The organism is Paraburkholderia elongata (genome assembly GCF_013177735.1).
Classification (GTDB): Bacteria; Pseudomonadota; Gammaproteobacteria; order Burkholderiales; family Burkholderiaceae; genus Paraburkholderia; species Paraburkholderia elongata.
In genome coordinates this window covers 21,589-35,120 of sequence record NZ_WOEZ01000075.1, presented here as the reverse complement: position 1 = coordinate 35,120, position 13,532 = coordinate 21,589, and the positions used below count along the sequence as shown (strand labels likewise).

Below are 13,532 nucleotides of genomic sequence, written 5' to 3'. Positions count from 1 at the left end.
CAGTTCCCGAAGCTCGACCGATGGCGCGAGCTGCTGCGCTATATCTGCGCACGCATTACCGCATCTACACCGCTGCAACGGACTCCGATCGCTGCGATTGCAACTGGGTAACTGCGGTTTTTAGGATGAAAAAAGATCAGGAAATGTGGCGGCGAGTTCGGCCGCAAGCATCCCTCCAAACGATTGCCCGACGACAACCGGATCGTGAAGCCCGAGCGAACGAACCAGTTCTTCGTAAGCTAGTACGACGTCCGCAAGATTGTGAATGGAGTGGATGGCGTAAGGATCGCCAACGCTGGTGCCGGGAAACTCTGGAGCGTAGACGGTATAGCGCTGCGCGAGATAGGACAGGAATGGATCCCACGCAAGCCCGGCCGACGGGTGCAAGTAGAGTAGCGGGGCGCCATTCCCGGCAACCTTGACGCGCATCTTGAGGCGCCCGTTCCAGACCAACAGCGTTTGTTCGGCAATGGCAGGGCCCTGGGGATGAGTTTCTGTAGGCATGGGTGATCTCCTTTAGCGATTGGCAGTTGCAACCGGGCGCTCGACGTTGGGCTTTTTAGCCTCTCCGTTCGAGGCGTGCACGGTGGCAGAGGCGCCTGCGGTCACGGGCTTCGGAGTTCCACCAAGCCGTTCTGGCCACCAGTGGTGGACATGCTCGCTGCCGGCCCAAATGTTGCGAAGGTATGGCGCAACCTCGTCTGCGAAAAGTTGTACGTTCTTCATCGCAAGATGCTTCGGGAGTGAACCAAACGTCAGCATGGCATGAAGGTTTCCGATACCGTAGAGCTTGAGATATTCTCCGAGCTGTTCGCGTACAGTTGCCGGACTGCCGGCGATCACGCACCCTGCATCGACGAGCTCGCGATAAGTTGCCGTTCGAAGACGGTCAACCATGCCGAAGTCGCCAGGGTCTTTAACCAGCGCTTCGACACCACGAATGTCAATACCGCCTGGCAGTCCGAGCTTTTCGACCGGGATACTGCCGAGACCTTTGCGGAAGCTGTATTCGAGATGCTTCGCATAGTCCTCTTCGGCCTGCGCATCGGTCTCGGCAACGGCGATAGTCTGCACAAAACCCATGCGGTAGGGATTGCGGGACACACCGAGCTGGTCGGCCGTTTCCCAAAACCTGTCAAAAATGCGCTTGCCGGTGAGCTTTGCACCAAACCAGCTTAGGTAGTTGAAAGCCATATTCCGCTCCAGGCACATCTGCATCGTGCGCGGATTTCCCGTGCCGGTGATATACACGGGCACGTCGCGTTGCAGAGGCCGGGGCCAAATGTTGACCTGAGAGTACTGACCGAACCTTCCGTTGAAGGCAAACGGTTCGGTTTGTTTCCAGGCGCGCAGGATCAGTTCGAGGCCTTCGTCGAAACGCGGTCGGATGTCGATTGGGGGAACGCCATTGTTGATCGCTGCATCATATGAGAGACCGATCGGAAAGCCGGCGACGAGGCGTCCTCCGCTCATCACGTCAATCATGGCGTATTCTTCGGCGACGCGAAGGGGCTCTCGTGCCTTGCCCAGCGAACGACCCATCGGGACGATCGCTACGTCGAGCCCTTCGGTCTCGGTCATATACGCCAGCGCACTGGCGACGAGGTCTGGGTTAGGAACCATGTCGTACGCCGACTGGCTATGCTCAGTCACTGCGAGTCCGTCAAAGCCTGAGCGCCCGGCGAACATCAGTACGTGAAGGAAGTCGCGCATCGAAGAATAAACGCCGTCGCGCGTAGTGAGCGAGTAGGGTGTACTGCAGACGGATTCGTGCTGTCGTTCGAAATCATCTGGCAGGCCCTGGTAGAAGGGGGCTTGCGAGAAAAGCGTGATTTTCATGTCTCCTCCATAGGTATCGTCAACCGTGTGTTGTCGTGAAAACGACGGATTCAACCCGCCTCGGTATGCTGTTGCAGTCGGTGAGCGGCGCCTATCCAACCGGGAAGAGGCGGGTTGTCGAGGCTCAGGACCATCGGCCCGTCGAGCATTGGCAGGCCGATGCCGGTAAACCGACCGTCACTGAACAGCAGTGGGGCACCCTCGCGGGTCAGACTGCTTGTCACCTCGCCAACCTGCAACACGTGATCGCCACCGTCATAGCGTTGCCAGGGCTTACAACGAAAGACGGCGATCGCCTCAGACAGGCTAGGCGGATCATCACCACTTGTAGCGTCCCATGCGATAGCGCTGCCTGACTGGGGGCGGCCGGCAAAATGCATCGCTACGTCCATTTGATCGGCGCGCAGCACGTTGATGGCAAAGGGCAGTTGATCGATGGCAGCGCTGATCCTGGTTGTGCGCGATAACGAGACCAGGACCAGCGGTGGGTCAAGCGATACCGACGTGAACGAGTTCAGCGTTGCCCCGCGAACGCCCTCGGTGGTCTGGTAGGTCACTACCGTTACACCTGTAGCGAACCGGCCAAAGCACTGACGCAGATTGCGAGCATTTGTCTTCGCGTCCATCTTTTCTCTTCATAGTGCCGATGTCACGCAGCGCAAGTTGGGCACCGCCGGTGTAAGCAAGATCGGAAGCACCGAGTGATGCGTCTACCGTGCTGAATTCGTTAGTAATGCGATTCATTGTTTCAGAAACTTTAGCGGCCACGTCGAGTGACGTCGTTCTGAAGACGTCGTCACTCCCTTAACCTCGACTGAGGGGCATCAGTCCAGCGTCGCTCGAGCCAGGAAGGGGGCGAGGAGTTCCCGGGCGATCTCCGGCGTCACGACGTCGGCGGGTGCAAGCTTTTCATAGGTGTAGCTCTCCGGGTCGTCGTAGATACGCTCCGCGATGAGCTTTGGTTTTGGCTCGTTCGTGTACGTGAAGATCTGGAAGAGGTGGTGCGTCATCAGGTAGTGCGCCGCGGGGTCGGCATTGATGCCGTGGTCCTGCAGGCACGCCCCTGGCACGACGTGGGTCCATACGGCTTCAGTGGTGATGCCGTAGTCGTCGACGCCCATGTTCATGGTCCGGGCGCCCATCACGTTCTGGCGCGTTTCGGCGGCTTCGCGATAGAAGCCTTCGACAGCTGCCTTGCCTGTCAGAACGTGCATCTGGCGCCGGTCACCGACGCGGTACATGGGCTCGTCGACGGTGAGTTCGGGAACGATGATTTGATCCCAGTAACCTGCTACTTCCAGGAGCAAATGGCGGAAGTAGTTCTTTAACATCGCCCGATGATGAGGGTCGGTGGTCTTGTGGAGAAACGCTTCGACTTCCCGGGGCCATTTCGTTACGTCGAACTTTGCGGGGACGTGCATCAATGTCAGCGCGTCCGACGTGGGCATTTCTCGGCCTGGCGCCGCCAGGGTGGCGTAATTCATGTCTAGCTCCTATCGGTTGTGAGGATGGAATTCAAATGACGTGTGGGCTTGCCGTCCTGTTTCAGACGTGCGGGTCGCGAAAGCATGTGACGTTCTGCCTCTGCGGACATGCTCACCGCACCTTCACGCTCAACTCACCCAGGCCGGCGATGCCACCAGTCATGGTGTCCCCGCGGTGGACCGGCCCTACGCCTTCGGGTGTGCCGGTGTAGATGAGGTCGCCAGGCTGCAGTTCGAAATACGTGGACAGGTTGGCGATAATTTCCGGTACCGACCAGATGAGCTTGCTGAGGTCCGTACGTTGGCGATCCTCACCATTGATTTGTACCCAGAGGGCGCCACGGTCAATGTGGCCGACTTCGCTAACCCTGCGGAGCGGAGCGATGGGCGCCGATTGGTCGAATGCTTTGCCCAGTTCCCACGGTCGTCCCTTGTCACGCAGCGCAAGCTGCAAGTCGCGCCGGGTCATGTCGAGACCGACCGCGTATCCGAAGACGTGGTCCAAAGCATCCTCTACCGCGATGTCACTGCCAGCGCGTCCGATCGCTACCACCAGTTCGATTTCGTGGTGGTACTCGCTGGTCCGCGGCGGGTAGGGAACTTCAACGGTCGTACCAGCCGGAACGTTCACGATGGCATCTGCGGGCTTGCAAAAAAAGAAGGGCGGTTCGCGGTTCGGGTCGAAGCCCATCTCGCGAGCATGGGCGGCATAGTTGCGGCCCACGCAGTAAATGCGCCGAACCGGAAAGACGGAGTCGCTGCCTTGGATCAACACTGTCGGCGTGGGTAATGTGAACTCGATGCGCATAACAACAACTCCTGTTTATTTCGAACCCGCTGGTTTTGATGAGCCGGGCTCACGACCGCAACGACATCATCGGACTGTCAACGACCAACGGTGTAGTTGCGCCCGCGTCAAGTGGTAGGAAGTATGGTTGTGCGCTGCATCCGCGTCCAACGACGAATACTTACATCGTGATCTCGAAGTCAGATCGCAACGCCTCTATTCGGATTGCCTGCCAGCCTGTTTGCAGCGCAACGCCATGACCGTCGGCGGCCAGGCTGCGGATCGGGAGTGACATGGGGCGGCGAGGAATAGGCATGAAGCATGGGCACGAAGTATGAAAATCTCCTTCGGTGACGACATGACTGAAGCTTTGGCACTTGACACCACGCTCGAAAGGCTATATTTCTCGACAAATTCCATCCGGAAAATCGATATATGCTCGACGGCGTATCCATGGACCAACTGCGCACCTTTATCGCTGCCGCAGACGAAGGAAGCTTCTCTGCGGCAGGACGTAAGCTTCGCAGGGCACAGTCCGTCGTGAGTCAGACGCTCGCCAATCTTGAAGCTCAAATCAATGTGCCTTTGTTCGACCGGAGTGGTCACTATCCACGATTGACGGATGAAGGTGCTGCATTGCTTTCGCAGGCGCGTCTCACCGTCAACTGCATGGATGGTTTCAAGTCGAGGGCGCGAGCAATCGCGGAGGGACTTGAGCCAGAGCTTTCCGTCGTGGTGGACGTCATGTATCCGATGGCCTCACTCACACGGGCGGTTGGAGAATTCCGTGACGCGTTTCCTGACACGCCAGTGCGCTTGTATGTCGAAGCCTTGGGTGCGGTAGTGCAGCGAGTGGTGGAGCGGGCGTGCAGGCTCGGCATTAGCGGTTCCATGCCGGCCGTGCCCGAATCGATTGATGCCGAGAAGCTGCTCGACGTGCCGATGGTCACCGTTACCGGTCCGACACATCCCTTGGCATCGCTTGAAAGAGTGATCCGATCGCGCGAACTGGAAGAACATGTGCAGCTTGTATTGACTGATCGCACGCCGCTGACTGATGGTAAGTCATTCGGGGTGTTCTCTCCGCAGATCTGGCGATTAGCCGATCTGGGCGCGAAGCATGCGTTTTTGCGAGCTGGCTTCGGGTGGGGGCATATGCCTGCGGCGATGGTACACGCCGATCTTGTTTCGGGCGATCTGGTACCGCTGCGAATCGAAAACTTTCAGCCCCAAACGCCGCCGATTGCCATGCTTGCAATCTATCGCAAAGATACGCCGCCAGGCCCCGCGGGCCGTTGGTTTCTCGGTCGACTAAAACAAACCTCGAATGAAGAGTGACGGTCGTGGTCGACCTGACATTTCATTACCCCGGTTGTAATCCATCCAGGAACTCGATAAGCAACGGGTTCACCGTCTCAAACGCTTCCTCTGTACAAGCACCAGAACCGAAGAGGCCTCCGCGAACTGCCACGCGGAGATGCTCGTCGCAAAAGTTCATCGGTTGAGGCGATAGACTTTATCCAAATATATAGGCTTCCGCTGGGGTTCGCCAGCTTCTAACCTTCAGCCATGTCATCTCCACAAGGAAATCGTCATGGCTCCCGCCACTGATCTACTCGAAGCAGCCACGCCCGTTGTCCGGCCAGCAGTCCTTCGCGCACCGTTGTGGCGCGTACCCAAGGGCGCCGCCATGGCCCGGTCACGCGCATCGTTAGCCCCGCCGAACTGGGCGAGCTGATCAAGCCGTTCGTGTTCCTGGACTACTTCGATTTCACGCCGTCGAGCGACGCACTGTTTCCAATGCACCCGCATTCGGGCATCGCGACGATCACGGTCCTTCTCTCGGGCAACCTGAGTTACGAAGATACGACGGGCGCGTCGGGCGTGTTGTCCGCGGGCAGCGTCGAGTGGATGAACGCGGGCAACGGTATCTGGCACGACGCCAGTCCAGCGGACCTGAAGCGCTTTCACGGTTACCAGATGTGGGTGGCGTTGCCGCCCGAAATCGAGAATGGGGAACCGCAAACCCAATATCTTCCCGCGCAGGCCATCCCGCATGTGGGTCCTGCGCGCGTCATTCTCGGCAGCTATAGGGACGCACACAGCCCGGTATTGGCGCCGGAAGGGATCAACTATTTGCACGTACGGCTCAAGGCAGGCGAGCGCTGGCGCTATGTGCCGCCCGCTGGACATACCGTGGGCTGGGCCCACGTGCATCGGGGCGCGCTTCGCGTCGCGGGCGAGCGTCTGCGCAGCGAACTCGCGGTCTTCAGCGAGTCCGAAGACGCTCTCGACTTCGTCGCAGACACCGACGCCGAATTCATTTTCGCGTCCGCAGTAAAACACCCGCATGACCTGGTGCTCGGCTACTACTCGGTTCACACGTCAGAGGCCGCGCTGCAAGCGGGAGAGGCCCAGATCGCACGAATTGGCAAGCAGCTTCGCTCTCGCGGCCGCATCCGTTAGTCGCACAAGCAGTCCACTTAATCTTCGTCTCTTTTTACTTAACTTAAGGAACTCGTCATGAACTCAACCTCTGCAAATTCTAACCAGGCCCTTCCGCTGATTGGCCGCATTCTCATCGCTGCCATTTTTCTGGTGAGCGGCTTTAGCAAACTCACTGCGCCCGGAGCGACCATCGGCTACATCGGGTCGCTAGGATTGCCCGTGCCGCTGCTCGGCTATCTCGGCTCGATGGCACTTGAGCTGGTTGGCAGCGTTCTGCTGATCGTCGGCTATCGCACGCGGCTCGTTGCCGTGCTGCTGGCAGCGTATTCGATTATTACCGCGCTGATCTTCCACCACGCGCTCGGCGACCAGAACCAGATGTTCCACTTTCTCAAGAACGTCGCGATGGCCGGCGGTTTGATCCAGGTCGTGGCTTATGGCGCAGGCGCATTCAGCTTTGATAACCGTCGCGAAGTGCTGGTCGCAGGGACCGCTCAATAACGACGTTCGGGATGGCCGTGGGTCGTCCTGGCAAGTCATCGAGTGAGCTGGGCATCATCGCCCAGCGTAACACCACAATATATCGTTATGCTAACTATAAATGCGCTTAATAGCACTGCGTGAGGGATGCCATGACTGAAGATTTCAACGGAAAGGTCGTGCTCGTGACGGGCGCTGGCTCCGGCATCGGCCGGGAGGCCGCACGAGCCTTCTCCAGCCGCGGCGCGTACGTCTACGCTGCCGACGTCAACGAGAACGGTCTCGCTGAAACCGAGGATCTGATTGTCAGGGCCGGCGGAAAGGCCGCCATCGCACGAGTCGATGTGGCGAGCGAGGAGGATGTTTCCACGCTCCTCGCACGTATAGAAAGAGACGCCGGGCGACTCGACGCGGCGTTCAACAACGCCGGCATTACGGGCGGAACTTACCGGATCGAGGATTACCCCACGGACGACTTCGACAGGGTCCTCAGGGTCAATCTTCGCAGCGTGTTCCTCGGCATGAAGTACCAGTTACCGCTGATGAAGCGAAGCGGTGGCGGCGCCATCTGCAATACAGCGTCCGTCGCCGCGCTGACCGGCCCTGGCGGGATGAGCGCCTACGCAGCATCGAAGCACGGCGTCCATGGTCTGACCCGCGTCGCGGCGATGGAAAACGCCGCGCACGGCATCCGCGTCAACGCGTTGGCCCCCGGATGGATCGAGACGCCGATGGTGGTCGCAAATAGCGCGCAGAACCCGGCCTTCGCCGAACTTGCCCGCACCGCGATCCCGGCGAAGCGGGGCGCCCAACCGGCCGAAGTGGCCGCCGCTGCTGTCTGGCTCTGCTCGTCGGCGGCGAGTTATGTGATCGGGCAGATGCTCGTGGTCGACGGTGGGATGACCATCGGTGGCTTCGAGTTGCAGTGACCGACCCGTATCGTTGTGAACTGAAACACTCGCATTTCAACCGTTCTGGAGCATGACATGACCCGTAGCAACGCAAGCGAAGAAGCAAAGGCTGTAGTTCGTCGCAATACCGAAGAGGTTCAAGGCGGCGGCAACTTTGAAGTATTCGAAGAATTATTCGCGGACGATTTCGTCGACCATACGCCGCAGCCGAACTGCTCCCCGGACAAGGATGGTGCACGCGGCCTCTACCACGCACTGCGTGCCGCGTTCCCCGACTTCCACGCGGACATTCATTGGCAGGTTGCCGATGGGGATCTGGTGACGACCTACAAGACGTATCACGGCACACACGAAGGCACCTTCCTTGGCGTGCCGCCCACCGGTCGAAAGATCCATTTTGAAACTGTCGACGCGATGCGCGTGCGCAACGGCAAGATTGCCGAGCACTGGGGTGTCGCCAATCTCTTCTCGCTGATGCAGCAACTCGGTGCTTTTCCTGCCGGTGCGAAGGAAGCGTGAAAAATCGACTGCGCTCACGCGGTGGCGTCTTGACATCCACTACGCACCACTAGACTGTTGGTCCAGTACATGCGGTTAAGTTGACTTATTTATAAGGATACCAAAATGAGCGATATTCTTAAGGACAAGGTCGTGCTGGTCACCGGCGCGGCCAGCGGCATCGGTCGAGCCATTGCGATTAGTGCGGCGCGGCACGGAGCGAAGGCAGTGATCGTCTCCGACGTCACCGAAACCCCGCACGAGGGCGGTACGCAGACGACTGCCGAGATCGAAGCGCTGGGTGTGCTCACGCGATTTCAACGCACCGACGTGACGCAGCATGCGGAAGTCGACGCGCTGGTCGATGCGGCGGCCGAGTTTGGCGGTGTCGACGTAATGGTTTGCAACGCAGGCATCACGTTGCGCGAGGACGGTCCCGACGTCGCCGAAAGCGACTACCGGCGGTTGATGGCGGTCAATCTCGACGGCGTGCTGTTCGGTGCGCAAGCCGCGGCACGCCAGATGAAGGCGCGTGGCAAGCCTGGCAGCATCGTACTGATGGCGAGCATGGGGGGTATCGCGGGCGCCGGTATGACTGTCGCTTACTCGACCAGCAAGGGTGGTGTCGTGCTGATGGCCAAGGCCCTCGCGGACGCGCTCGGTCCCGACGGGATCCGCGTGAATGCCATCTGCCCCGGCACGATCGACACACACTTGCTGCGCACGAATCCCGGCATTGCCGCAGCCTCGGAAGGTTTTCGACAACGCACTCCATTGCGCCGTCTGGGGAAACCGTCCGAAATAGGCGACGCTGTTGCGTGGCTCGGTTCGGACATGTCGAGCTATGTCACCGGTATCGCCTTGCTTGTTGATGGCGGCCTGCTCTCGGTGATTTGACACATCAAGCTCAATCAGGAGTAACTCATGAAAGCAATACGTGCCTATGTCTACGGCGGCCCCGAAGTTCTGACACTGGAAGATATCCCTGACCCGGTACCGGGAGAGGGCGAAGTATTAATCGACGTTGCGGGGAGCGGCGTCAACCCGGTCGACTGGAAAATTCTTGAAGGCAGGATGAAAGCGTTCCTGCCGCTGTCACTACCTTACACGCCTGGCGTTGAGGTGTCGGGAAAGATTTCGGCACTGGGCGCCGGGGTCAGGGGCTTCGCCGTGGGTGACGAAGTCTTCGGTTACATCGGGATCGTCGGCGGGTACGTCACGAAGGTGATCGCCTCAACGGATCGCCTGGCTTTAGTCCCGAATAAACTTTCCCTGCTTGAAGCGGCAGGCGTGCCTGCGACAGCATTGACTGCATGGCAGGCGTTGCATGAGCACGCTGGCGTCAAGCCGGGGCAGCACGTGCTGATTCACGGCGCGGCAGGCGGCGTTGGCAGTATGGCGGTGCAGCTGGCGAGAATCGCCGGTGCAAACGTAATCGGAACGGCGTCGTCCAGCAATCTTGACTATGTCAGACGGCTTGGCGCGACGCAGGCCATCGACTATCAGACGGAGTCCTTCGAACAGATCGTGTCGTCCGTGGACATCGTCCTGGATCTCGTTGGCGGTGAAACACAGGATCGTTCCTGGTCGTTGTTAAAGGCCGGCGGTACCCTGGTGTCACCGGTCAGTCCACCGGATGCCGAGCGCGCGAGGCTAGCGGGTGTGGTGGCGAAACATTTCGCAACCCGCTCCGATGGCAAGCAGTTGGCTGCGATCGCTGCGCACTTCGATTCGGGCGAGCTCAGAGCCGAAGTCGAAGCGGCCTTTCCGCTGTCGCGTGCGGCCGATGCCCTGAAAAAGAACTTGACCCGTCACGCTCGCGGCAAGGTCGTGCTCGACGCGACCCGATGATGCCAATTGGCCGGTCTACCGAAGCATGGCTTTCGTTGATTGCCTGGCGTACCGCCGCCGATGGGCCGTGGTTCAGCTCGTGAAGCAAGCACCTGATGGTGTGGAACTTCGACGGGACTTTCGCAACCTTATGGCGCTCTCTCATCATGGACCTGCGTAGACTTCGGTATTTCACGGCAGTCGCCGAGGAGTTGCATTTCGGTCGGGCCGCGCAGCGTATGCACGTGGTGCAGTCCGCGGTGAGCCATCAGGTGAAACTGCTTGAAGAAGAGCTGGGATTTTCGCTACTGGAGCGTTCACGCCACAACGTTCGGCTCACTGTTCCGGGCGAGATATTTTTACCTGAAGCGCGTGATCTGCTTCGTCGGGCAGATGAGGCCATGCGCCGCGCCCGCGCGTCGGCGGATGGTACGGTCGGGCGGCTCGCGATCGGCTTCGTCGACAATGTACTTTGGTCCATACTGCCGCCGATACTCCGAGATTTTCGCCAGAGGTGGCCGCAGGTCGAATTGACGCTGCATCCGCTCGATCGAAGCGCACAGATCGAGGCGATTCGGACCTCGGTCATCGATATAGGGATCATGCCGTCGCCGTCGCCTGGTCATGCGCTCAAGTCTGCGGAGCTTGCTGCGGGCCCTTTGATGGCGGCCATCCCAGAGGGTCATCCGCTCGCCGTACGGTCGACCCTTTCAATCGTCGAACTCGCGAGCGAGCCGTTTGTTCTGTTTCCCCGAAGAATGAACAGCCGGATTCTGGAAATCATCGTCGCGTGCTGCGCTTCGGTCGGGTTTGCGCCGCGAGTCGTTCAGGAGGCCGAACAGCTTCATACACTACTTGCACTCGTTAGCGCTGGGCTTGGCGTTACGTTGGTGCCTCATTGGGTTGCGCGCGTCCAGCAACTCGACGTCATCTACATACCTCTTGACGACCAGCTCACACCTTATGAGCTGATCGCCGCATGGAATTCCAATACAGACAATCCGGCGGTCGCGAATTTTCGTGAGGTCGCAACCGGGATCGCCGGCCCGATGCTTCTCCAAGCACTGGTCCAATAGTCCACATCGGCTCTTTTCTCCGAATTCGGGACGCGGGTGATTACGTATCGAGATCGCGTAGTTATTTTTAATCGTTAGACAGCGATCACCGCTGCCCCGATAGTTTGCAGCAATGCAAAACGCAAGTCCGGAGACGACGATCGGCAGCCTTCCCGTGATTGACGCAATGGTTCTGGCTTGAACCCTTAGCGCAACAAATTCCAGAGTCCTTACGTGCCGGCATCTATCAATGCCCGGAGTCAGGAGCGCCCGACGACGCGTTCCATAGGATGTGAAAGTCAATCATCAGATTAGTACTGCTACTAAGTGATGTACGAACGGATTCCGTCGCGACCCGTGTATGTGCGGCAGGAATCGCGGTTGGCCGTTTTGCCTTCGTCTGAAAAGCAAGGTGCCCGCTACAAAAAACACGAATAAGCGGAAATGCGAAGAGTTTCGAGCTGGCAATTCTAAATGGAGGGGACTTTTGATGAAGAGGCAGTTGTTCGCCGGCCTGGTGGCCGGGACGTTTGCGGTTTGTGGGCATGCTGAATCGAGTGTAACGCTCTACGGCATTCTCGACACCGCAATCGAATTCACCAATCATTGGCCGACCAGCCCCACCCAGTCTGCAGCCACGGGCAACCGCTGGGCAATGGCGGACGGGGCTCGCTCCGGCGGCTCGCGCTGGGGTCTCACAGGCAATGAGGACCTTGGAGGTGGACTAAAGGCGGAGTTCCAGTTGGAAGATGGTTTTCTGGTTCACAACGGCCATCTGATGCAGGAGTTTTTCGGTCGTAGCGCGTGGATTGGTCTGACATCACCGAAAGCCGGCACGCTTCGTTTTGGCCGGCAGTACACGTCGCTCGTGGATGCGCTTTACCCGTCGTCGCCTACAGACCTGTCGGGTACATACGAGCCAGTCGTCGCGGAAGTCGGGGCCAACCTTTGGGAGAGCAACGTCGTCAAATACAAGAACTCTTTCGGGCCGGTGACGCTGATTGGGCACTATTCCTTTAGCAACCTTGCAGGGCAGTTTTCGAATGGTTCTGGTTACGGCGGTGCTGCCTCGTACGACAATGGCACGGTCTCCGTAAGCGTGGGTTACGACAACCTTCATCGCGCGGACGGTGTCGGCAGCAGCTATGCGCGGTTCGAAAAAGCGGCTATCGGTGTCACCTATTCGACCGCTGCGCTCAAGCTCATGGGAGGGTATCGGTATGGAAAGAACGATCCGCTCGCCGGGTACGCCGCTCGCGACGATTACTTCTGGGCGGCTGCGCGCTACCTGTTCGCGGTCGACAAGATACTGACCATTGCGTACTACTACGACCGCATTCGCACGGCAACCGGAGTCAACGGCGAGGTAACAAGGCCGGCCAGTCCGCAGCAGGTTATGGCCATCGGCGACTACCTGTTATCAAAGCGCACCGATCTGTACGTAGTAGTGGGATATTCGCGCCACTCAGCGCTTAACTTCGACTCGTACAACGGTACGTCTGCTGCTTATAGGACGGCGTCTGCCGATAGCAGTCAGACCGGTGTGCAGATCGGCGTGCGGCATTCGTTCTAGGGCAAAAGGACGTCAGACCGGCCGCTTGACAAATGGCCATCTGTATCGGGGAAGGCGCTGCATTGGCGATGCCTCCCTCGCGGAAGATACCGACATTGACTCGCGAGCTGCTGGGTGAATCCAAGCCGGTCTCTAACATCTCCGACATAGTGAGAAGCAAAATGAGAGCAGTCGTACAGATTGGATTGGTGGCCGCATTGGCAGCTACCATCGCACCGTTGGCGGCATTCGCGCAGGACCGCAATAGCAGTGCGGTTGTGGCGTCCGCGGATGCGGGCAGCACACCGAGCGCAAAGTCGATCAGGATCGCTAACCGTAAACTCGCCAAAAGTGTGCGAACCACGATGGCAAAGGCAAAGGGGATCGATATGACGCAGTTGTTCGTCTACGCGAAAGGCGGCGTTGTAACGTTGTCTGGTTCTGTGCCGAAGAGTGATCAGGTGGTTCGCGCTGGAGAGATCGCTGGGAGCGTGCCTGGGGTCTCGTCAGTCAACAATCGGCTCAGCGTATATGCGATAGAGCGGTAATCGCGAACCGAGCCTCAGCGGCCTGACGGTTCGCGGGGTAGTAAGGGCCGTTGTTTTTTTAATATAGTTAGCTATGCGAAGATATCATTATGAGTGTGCG

15 protein-coding genes are annotated in these 13,532 nt (G+C 58.9%); 10 read left to right on the top strand and 5 right to left on the bottom strand.

The window, feature by feature from the left end; all coding sequences use genetic code 11:
• Positions 1-120: 120 nt before the first annotated feature.
• The 5 genes from GNZ13_RS15570 to GNZ13_RS15550 form a co-directional block, all read right to left on the bottom strand.
• Positions 121-504 carry an alpha/beta fold hydrolase gene (locus GNZ13_RS15570; protein WP_172165820.1) on the bottom strand — a complete coding sequence of 128 codons (384 nt, stop codon included), beginning with the start codon at positions 502-504 and terminating at the stop codon, positions 121-123.
• Between the two features lie 12 nt (positions 505-516).
• Positions 517-1,839 (bottom strand): LLM class flavin-dependent oxidoreductase, encoded by a 1,323-nt coding sequence (locus GNZ13_RS15565; protein WP_172165819.1) that lies wholly within the window; start codon positions 1,837-1,839, stop codon positions 517-519.
• 50 nt (positions 1,840-1,889) lie between these two features.
• Positions 1,890-2,465 (bottom strand): flavin reductase family protein, encoded by a 576-nt coding sequence (locus tag GNZ13_RS15560; protein ID WP_172165817.1) that lies wholly within the window; start codon positions 2,463-2,465, stop codon positions 1,890-1,892.
• A 198-nt stretch (positions 2,466-2,663) separates the two neighbouring features.
• Positions 2,664-3,323, bottom strand: coding sequence for a hypothetical protein (locus tag GNZ13_RS15555; RefSeq protein ID WP_172165815.1), 660 nt, complete (start codon positions 3,321-3,323; stop codon positions 2,664-2,666).
• A gap of 112 nt (positions 3,324-3,435) precedes the next feature.
• Positions 3,436-4,131, bottom strand: coding sequence for a fumarylacetoacetate hydrolase family protein (locus GNZ13_RS15550; RefSeq protein ID WP_172165812.1), 696 nt, complete (start codon positions 4,129-4,131; stop codon positions 3,436-3,438).
• A gap of 414 nt (positions 4,132-4,545) precedes the next feature.
• Between GNZ13_RS15550 and GNZ13_RS15545 the strand changes: the two genes are divergently transcribed.
• The 10 genes from GNZ13_RS15545 (at position 4,546) to GNZ13_RS15500 (ending at position 13,432) form a co-directional block, all read left to right on the top strand.
• Positions 4,546-5,448, top strand: a complete 903-nt coding sequence (locus tag GNZ13_RS15545; protein WP_172165809.1) for a LysR family transcriptional regulator — start codon at positions 4,546-4,548, stop codon at positions 5,446-5,448.
• 327 nt (positions 5,449-5,775) lie between these two features.
• Positions 5,776-6,576, top strand: coding sequence for a pirin family protein (locus tag GNZ13_RS15540; protein ID WP_172165806.1), 801 nt, complete (start codon positions 5,776-5,778; stop codon positions 6,574-6,576).
• A 57-nt stretch (positions 6,577-6,633) separates the two neighbouring features.
• Positions 6,634-7,059, top strand: a complete 426-nt coding sequence (locus GNZ13_RS15535) for a DoxX family protein (protein ID WP_172165803.1) — start codon at positions 6,634-6,636, stop codon at positions 7,057-7,059.
• Between the two features lie 131 nt (positions 7,060-7,190).
• Entirely contained in the window at positions 7,191-7,967 is a 777-nt protein-coding gene (locus GNZ13_RS15530) for an SDR family NAD(P)-dependent oxidoreductase (protein ID WP_172165799.1), read from the top strand.
• Positions 7,968-8,024: 57 nt separating this feature from the next.
• Positions 8,025-8,468, top strand: a complete 444-nt coding sequence (locus GNZ13_RS15525) for an ester cyclase (RefSeq protein WP_172165797.1) — start codon at positions 8,025-8,027, stop codon at positions 8,466-8,468.
• Between the two features lie 105 nt (positions 8,469-8,573).
• The gene (locus tag GNZ13_RS15520) at positions 8,574-9,344 is read left to right on the top strand and encodes an SDR family oxidoreductase (RefSeq protein WP_172165795.1); all 771 of its coding nucleotides are present in this window, start codon (positions 8,574-8,576) and stop codon (positions 9,342-9,344) included.
• Positions 9,345-9,371: 27 nt separating this feature from the next.
• Entirely contained in the window at positions 9,372-10,298 is a 927-nt protein-coding gene (locus GNZ13_RS15515; protein ID WP_172165793.1) for an NADP-dependent oxidoreductase, read from the top strand.
• Between the two features lie 146 nt (positions 10,299-10,444).
• Positions 10,445-11,353 carry a LysR family transcriptional regulator gene (locus GNZ13_RS15510; RefSeq protein WP_172165791.1) on the top strand — a complete coding sequence of 303 codons (909 nt, stop codon included), beginning with the start codon at positions 10,445-10,447 and terminating at the stop codon, positions 11,351-11,353.
• A 469-nt stretch (positions 11,354-11,822) separates the two neighbouring features.
• On the top strand, positions 11,823-12,905 hold the full coding sequence (locus tag GNZ13_RS15505; RefSeq protein ID WP_172165789.1) for a porin: 1,083 nt from the start codon (positions 11,823-11,825) through the stop codon (positions 12,903-12,905).
• 95 nt (positions 12,906-13,000) lie between these two features.
• On the top strand, positions 13,001-13,432 hold the full coding sequence (locus GNZ13_RS15500) for a BON domain-containing protein (RefSeq protein ID WP_172165787.1): 432 nt from the start codon (positions 13,001-13,003) through the stop codon (positions 13,430-13,432).
• Positions 13,433-13,532 lie beyond the last annotated feature (100 nt).

Coding starts and splice junctions, on each gene's coding strand:
- GNZ13_RS15570 (WP_172165820.1), bottom strand. CDS start 504: ATGCCTACAGAAACTCATCCCCAGGGCCCTGCCATTGCCGAACAAACG.
- GNZ13_RS15565 (WP_172165819.1), bottom strand. CDS start 1,839: ATGAAAATCACGCTTTTCTCGCAAGCCCCCTTCTACCAGGGCCTGCCA.
- GNZ13_RS15560 (WP_172165817.1), bottom strand. CDS start 2,465: ATGGACGCGAAGACAAATGCTCGCAATCTGCGTCAGTGCTTTGGCCGG.
- GNZ13_RS15555 (WP_172165815.1), bottom strand. CDS start 3,323: ATGAATTACGCCACCCTGGCGGCGCCAGGCCGAGAAATGCCCACGTCG.
- GNZ13_RS15550 (WP_172165812.1), bottom strand. CDS start 4,131: ATGCGCATCGAGTTCACATTACCCACGCCGACAGTGTTGATCCAAGGC.
- GNZ13_RS15545 (WP_172165809.1), top strand. CDS start 4,546: ATGCTCGACGGCGTATCCATGGACCAACTGCGCACCTTTATCGCTGCC.
- GNZ13_RS15535 (WP_172165803.1), top strand. CDS start 6,634: ATGAACTCAACCTCTGCAAATTCTAACCAGGCCCTTCCGCTGATTGGC.
- GNZ13_RS15530 (WP_172165799.1), top strand. CDS start 7,191: ATGACTGAAGATTTCAACGGAAAGGTCGTGCTCGTGACGGGCGCTGGC.
- GNZ13_RS15525 (WP_172165797.1), top strand. CDS start 8,025: ATGACCCGTAGCAACGCAAGCGAAGAAGCAAAGGCTGTAGTTCGTCGC.
- GNZ13_RS15520 (WP_172165795.1), top strand. CDS start 8,574: ATGAGCGATATTCTTAAGGACAAGGTCGTGCTGGTCACCGGCGCGGCC.
- GNZ13_RS15515 (WP_172165793.1), top strand. CDS start 9,372: ATGAAAGCAATACGTGCCTATGTCTACGGCGGCCCCGAAGTTCTGACA.
- GNZ13_RS15510 (WP_172165791.1), top strand. CDS start 10,445: ATGGACCTGCGTAGACTTCGGTATTTCACGGCAGTCGCCGAGGAGTTG.
- GNZ13_RS15505 (WP_172165789.1), top strand. CDS start 11,823: ATGAAGAGGCAGTTGTTCGCCGGCCTGGTGGCCGGGACGTTTGCGGTT.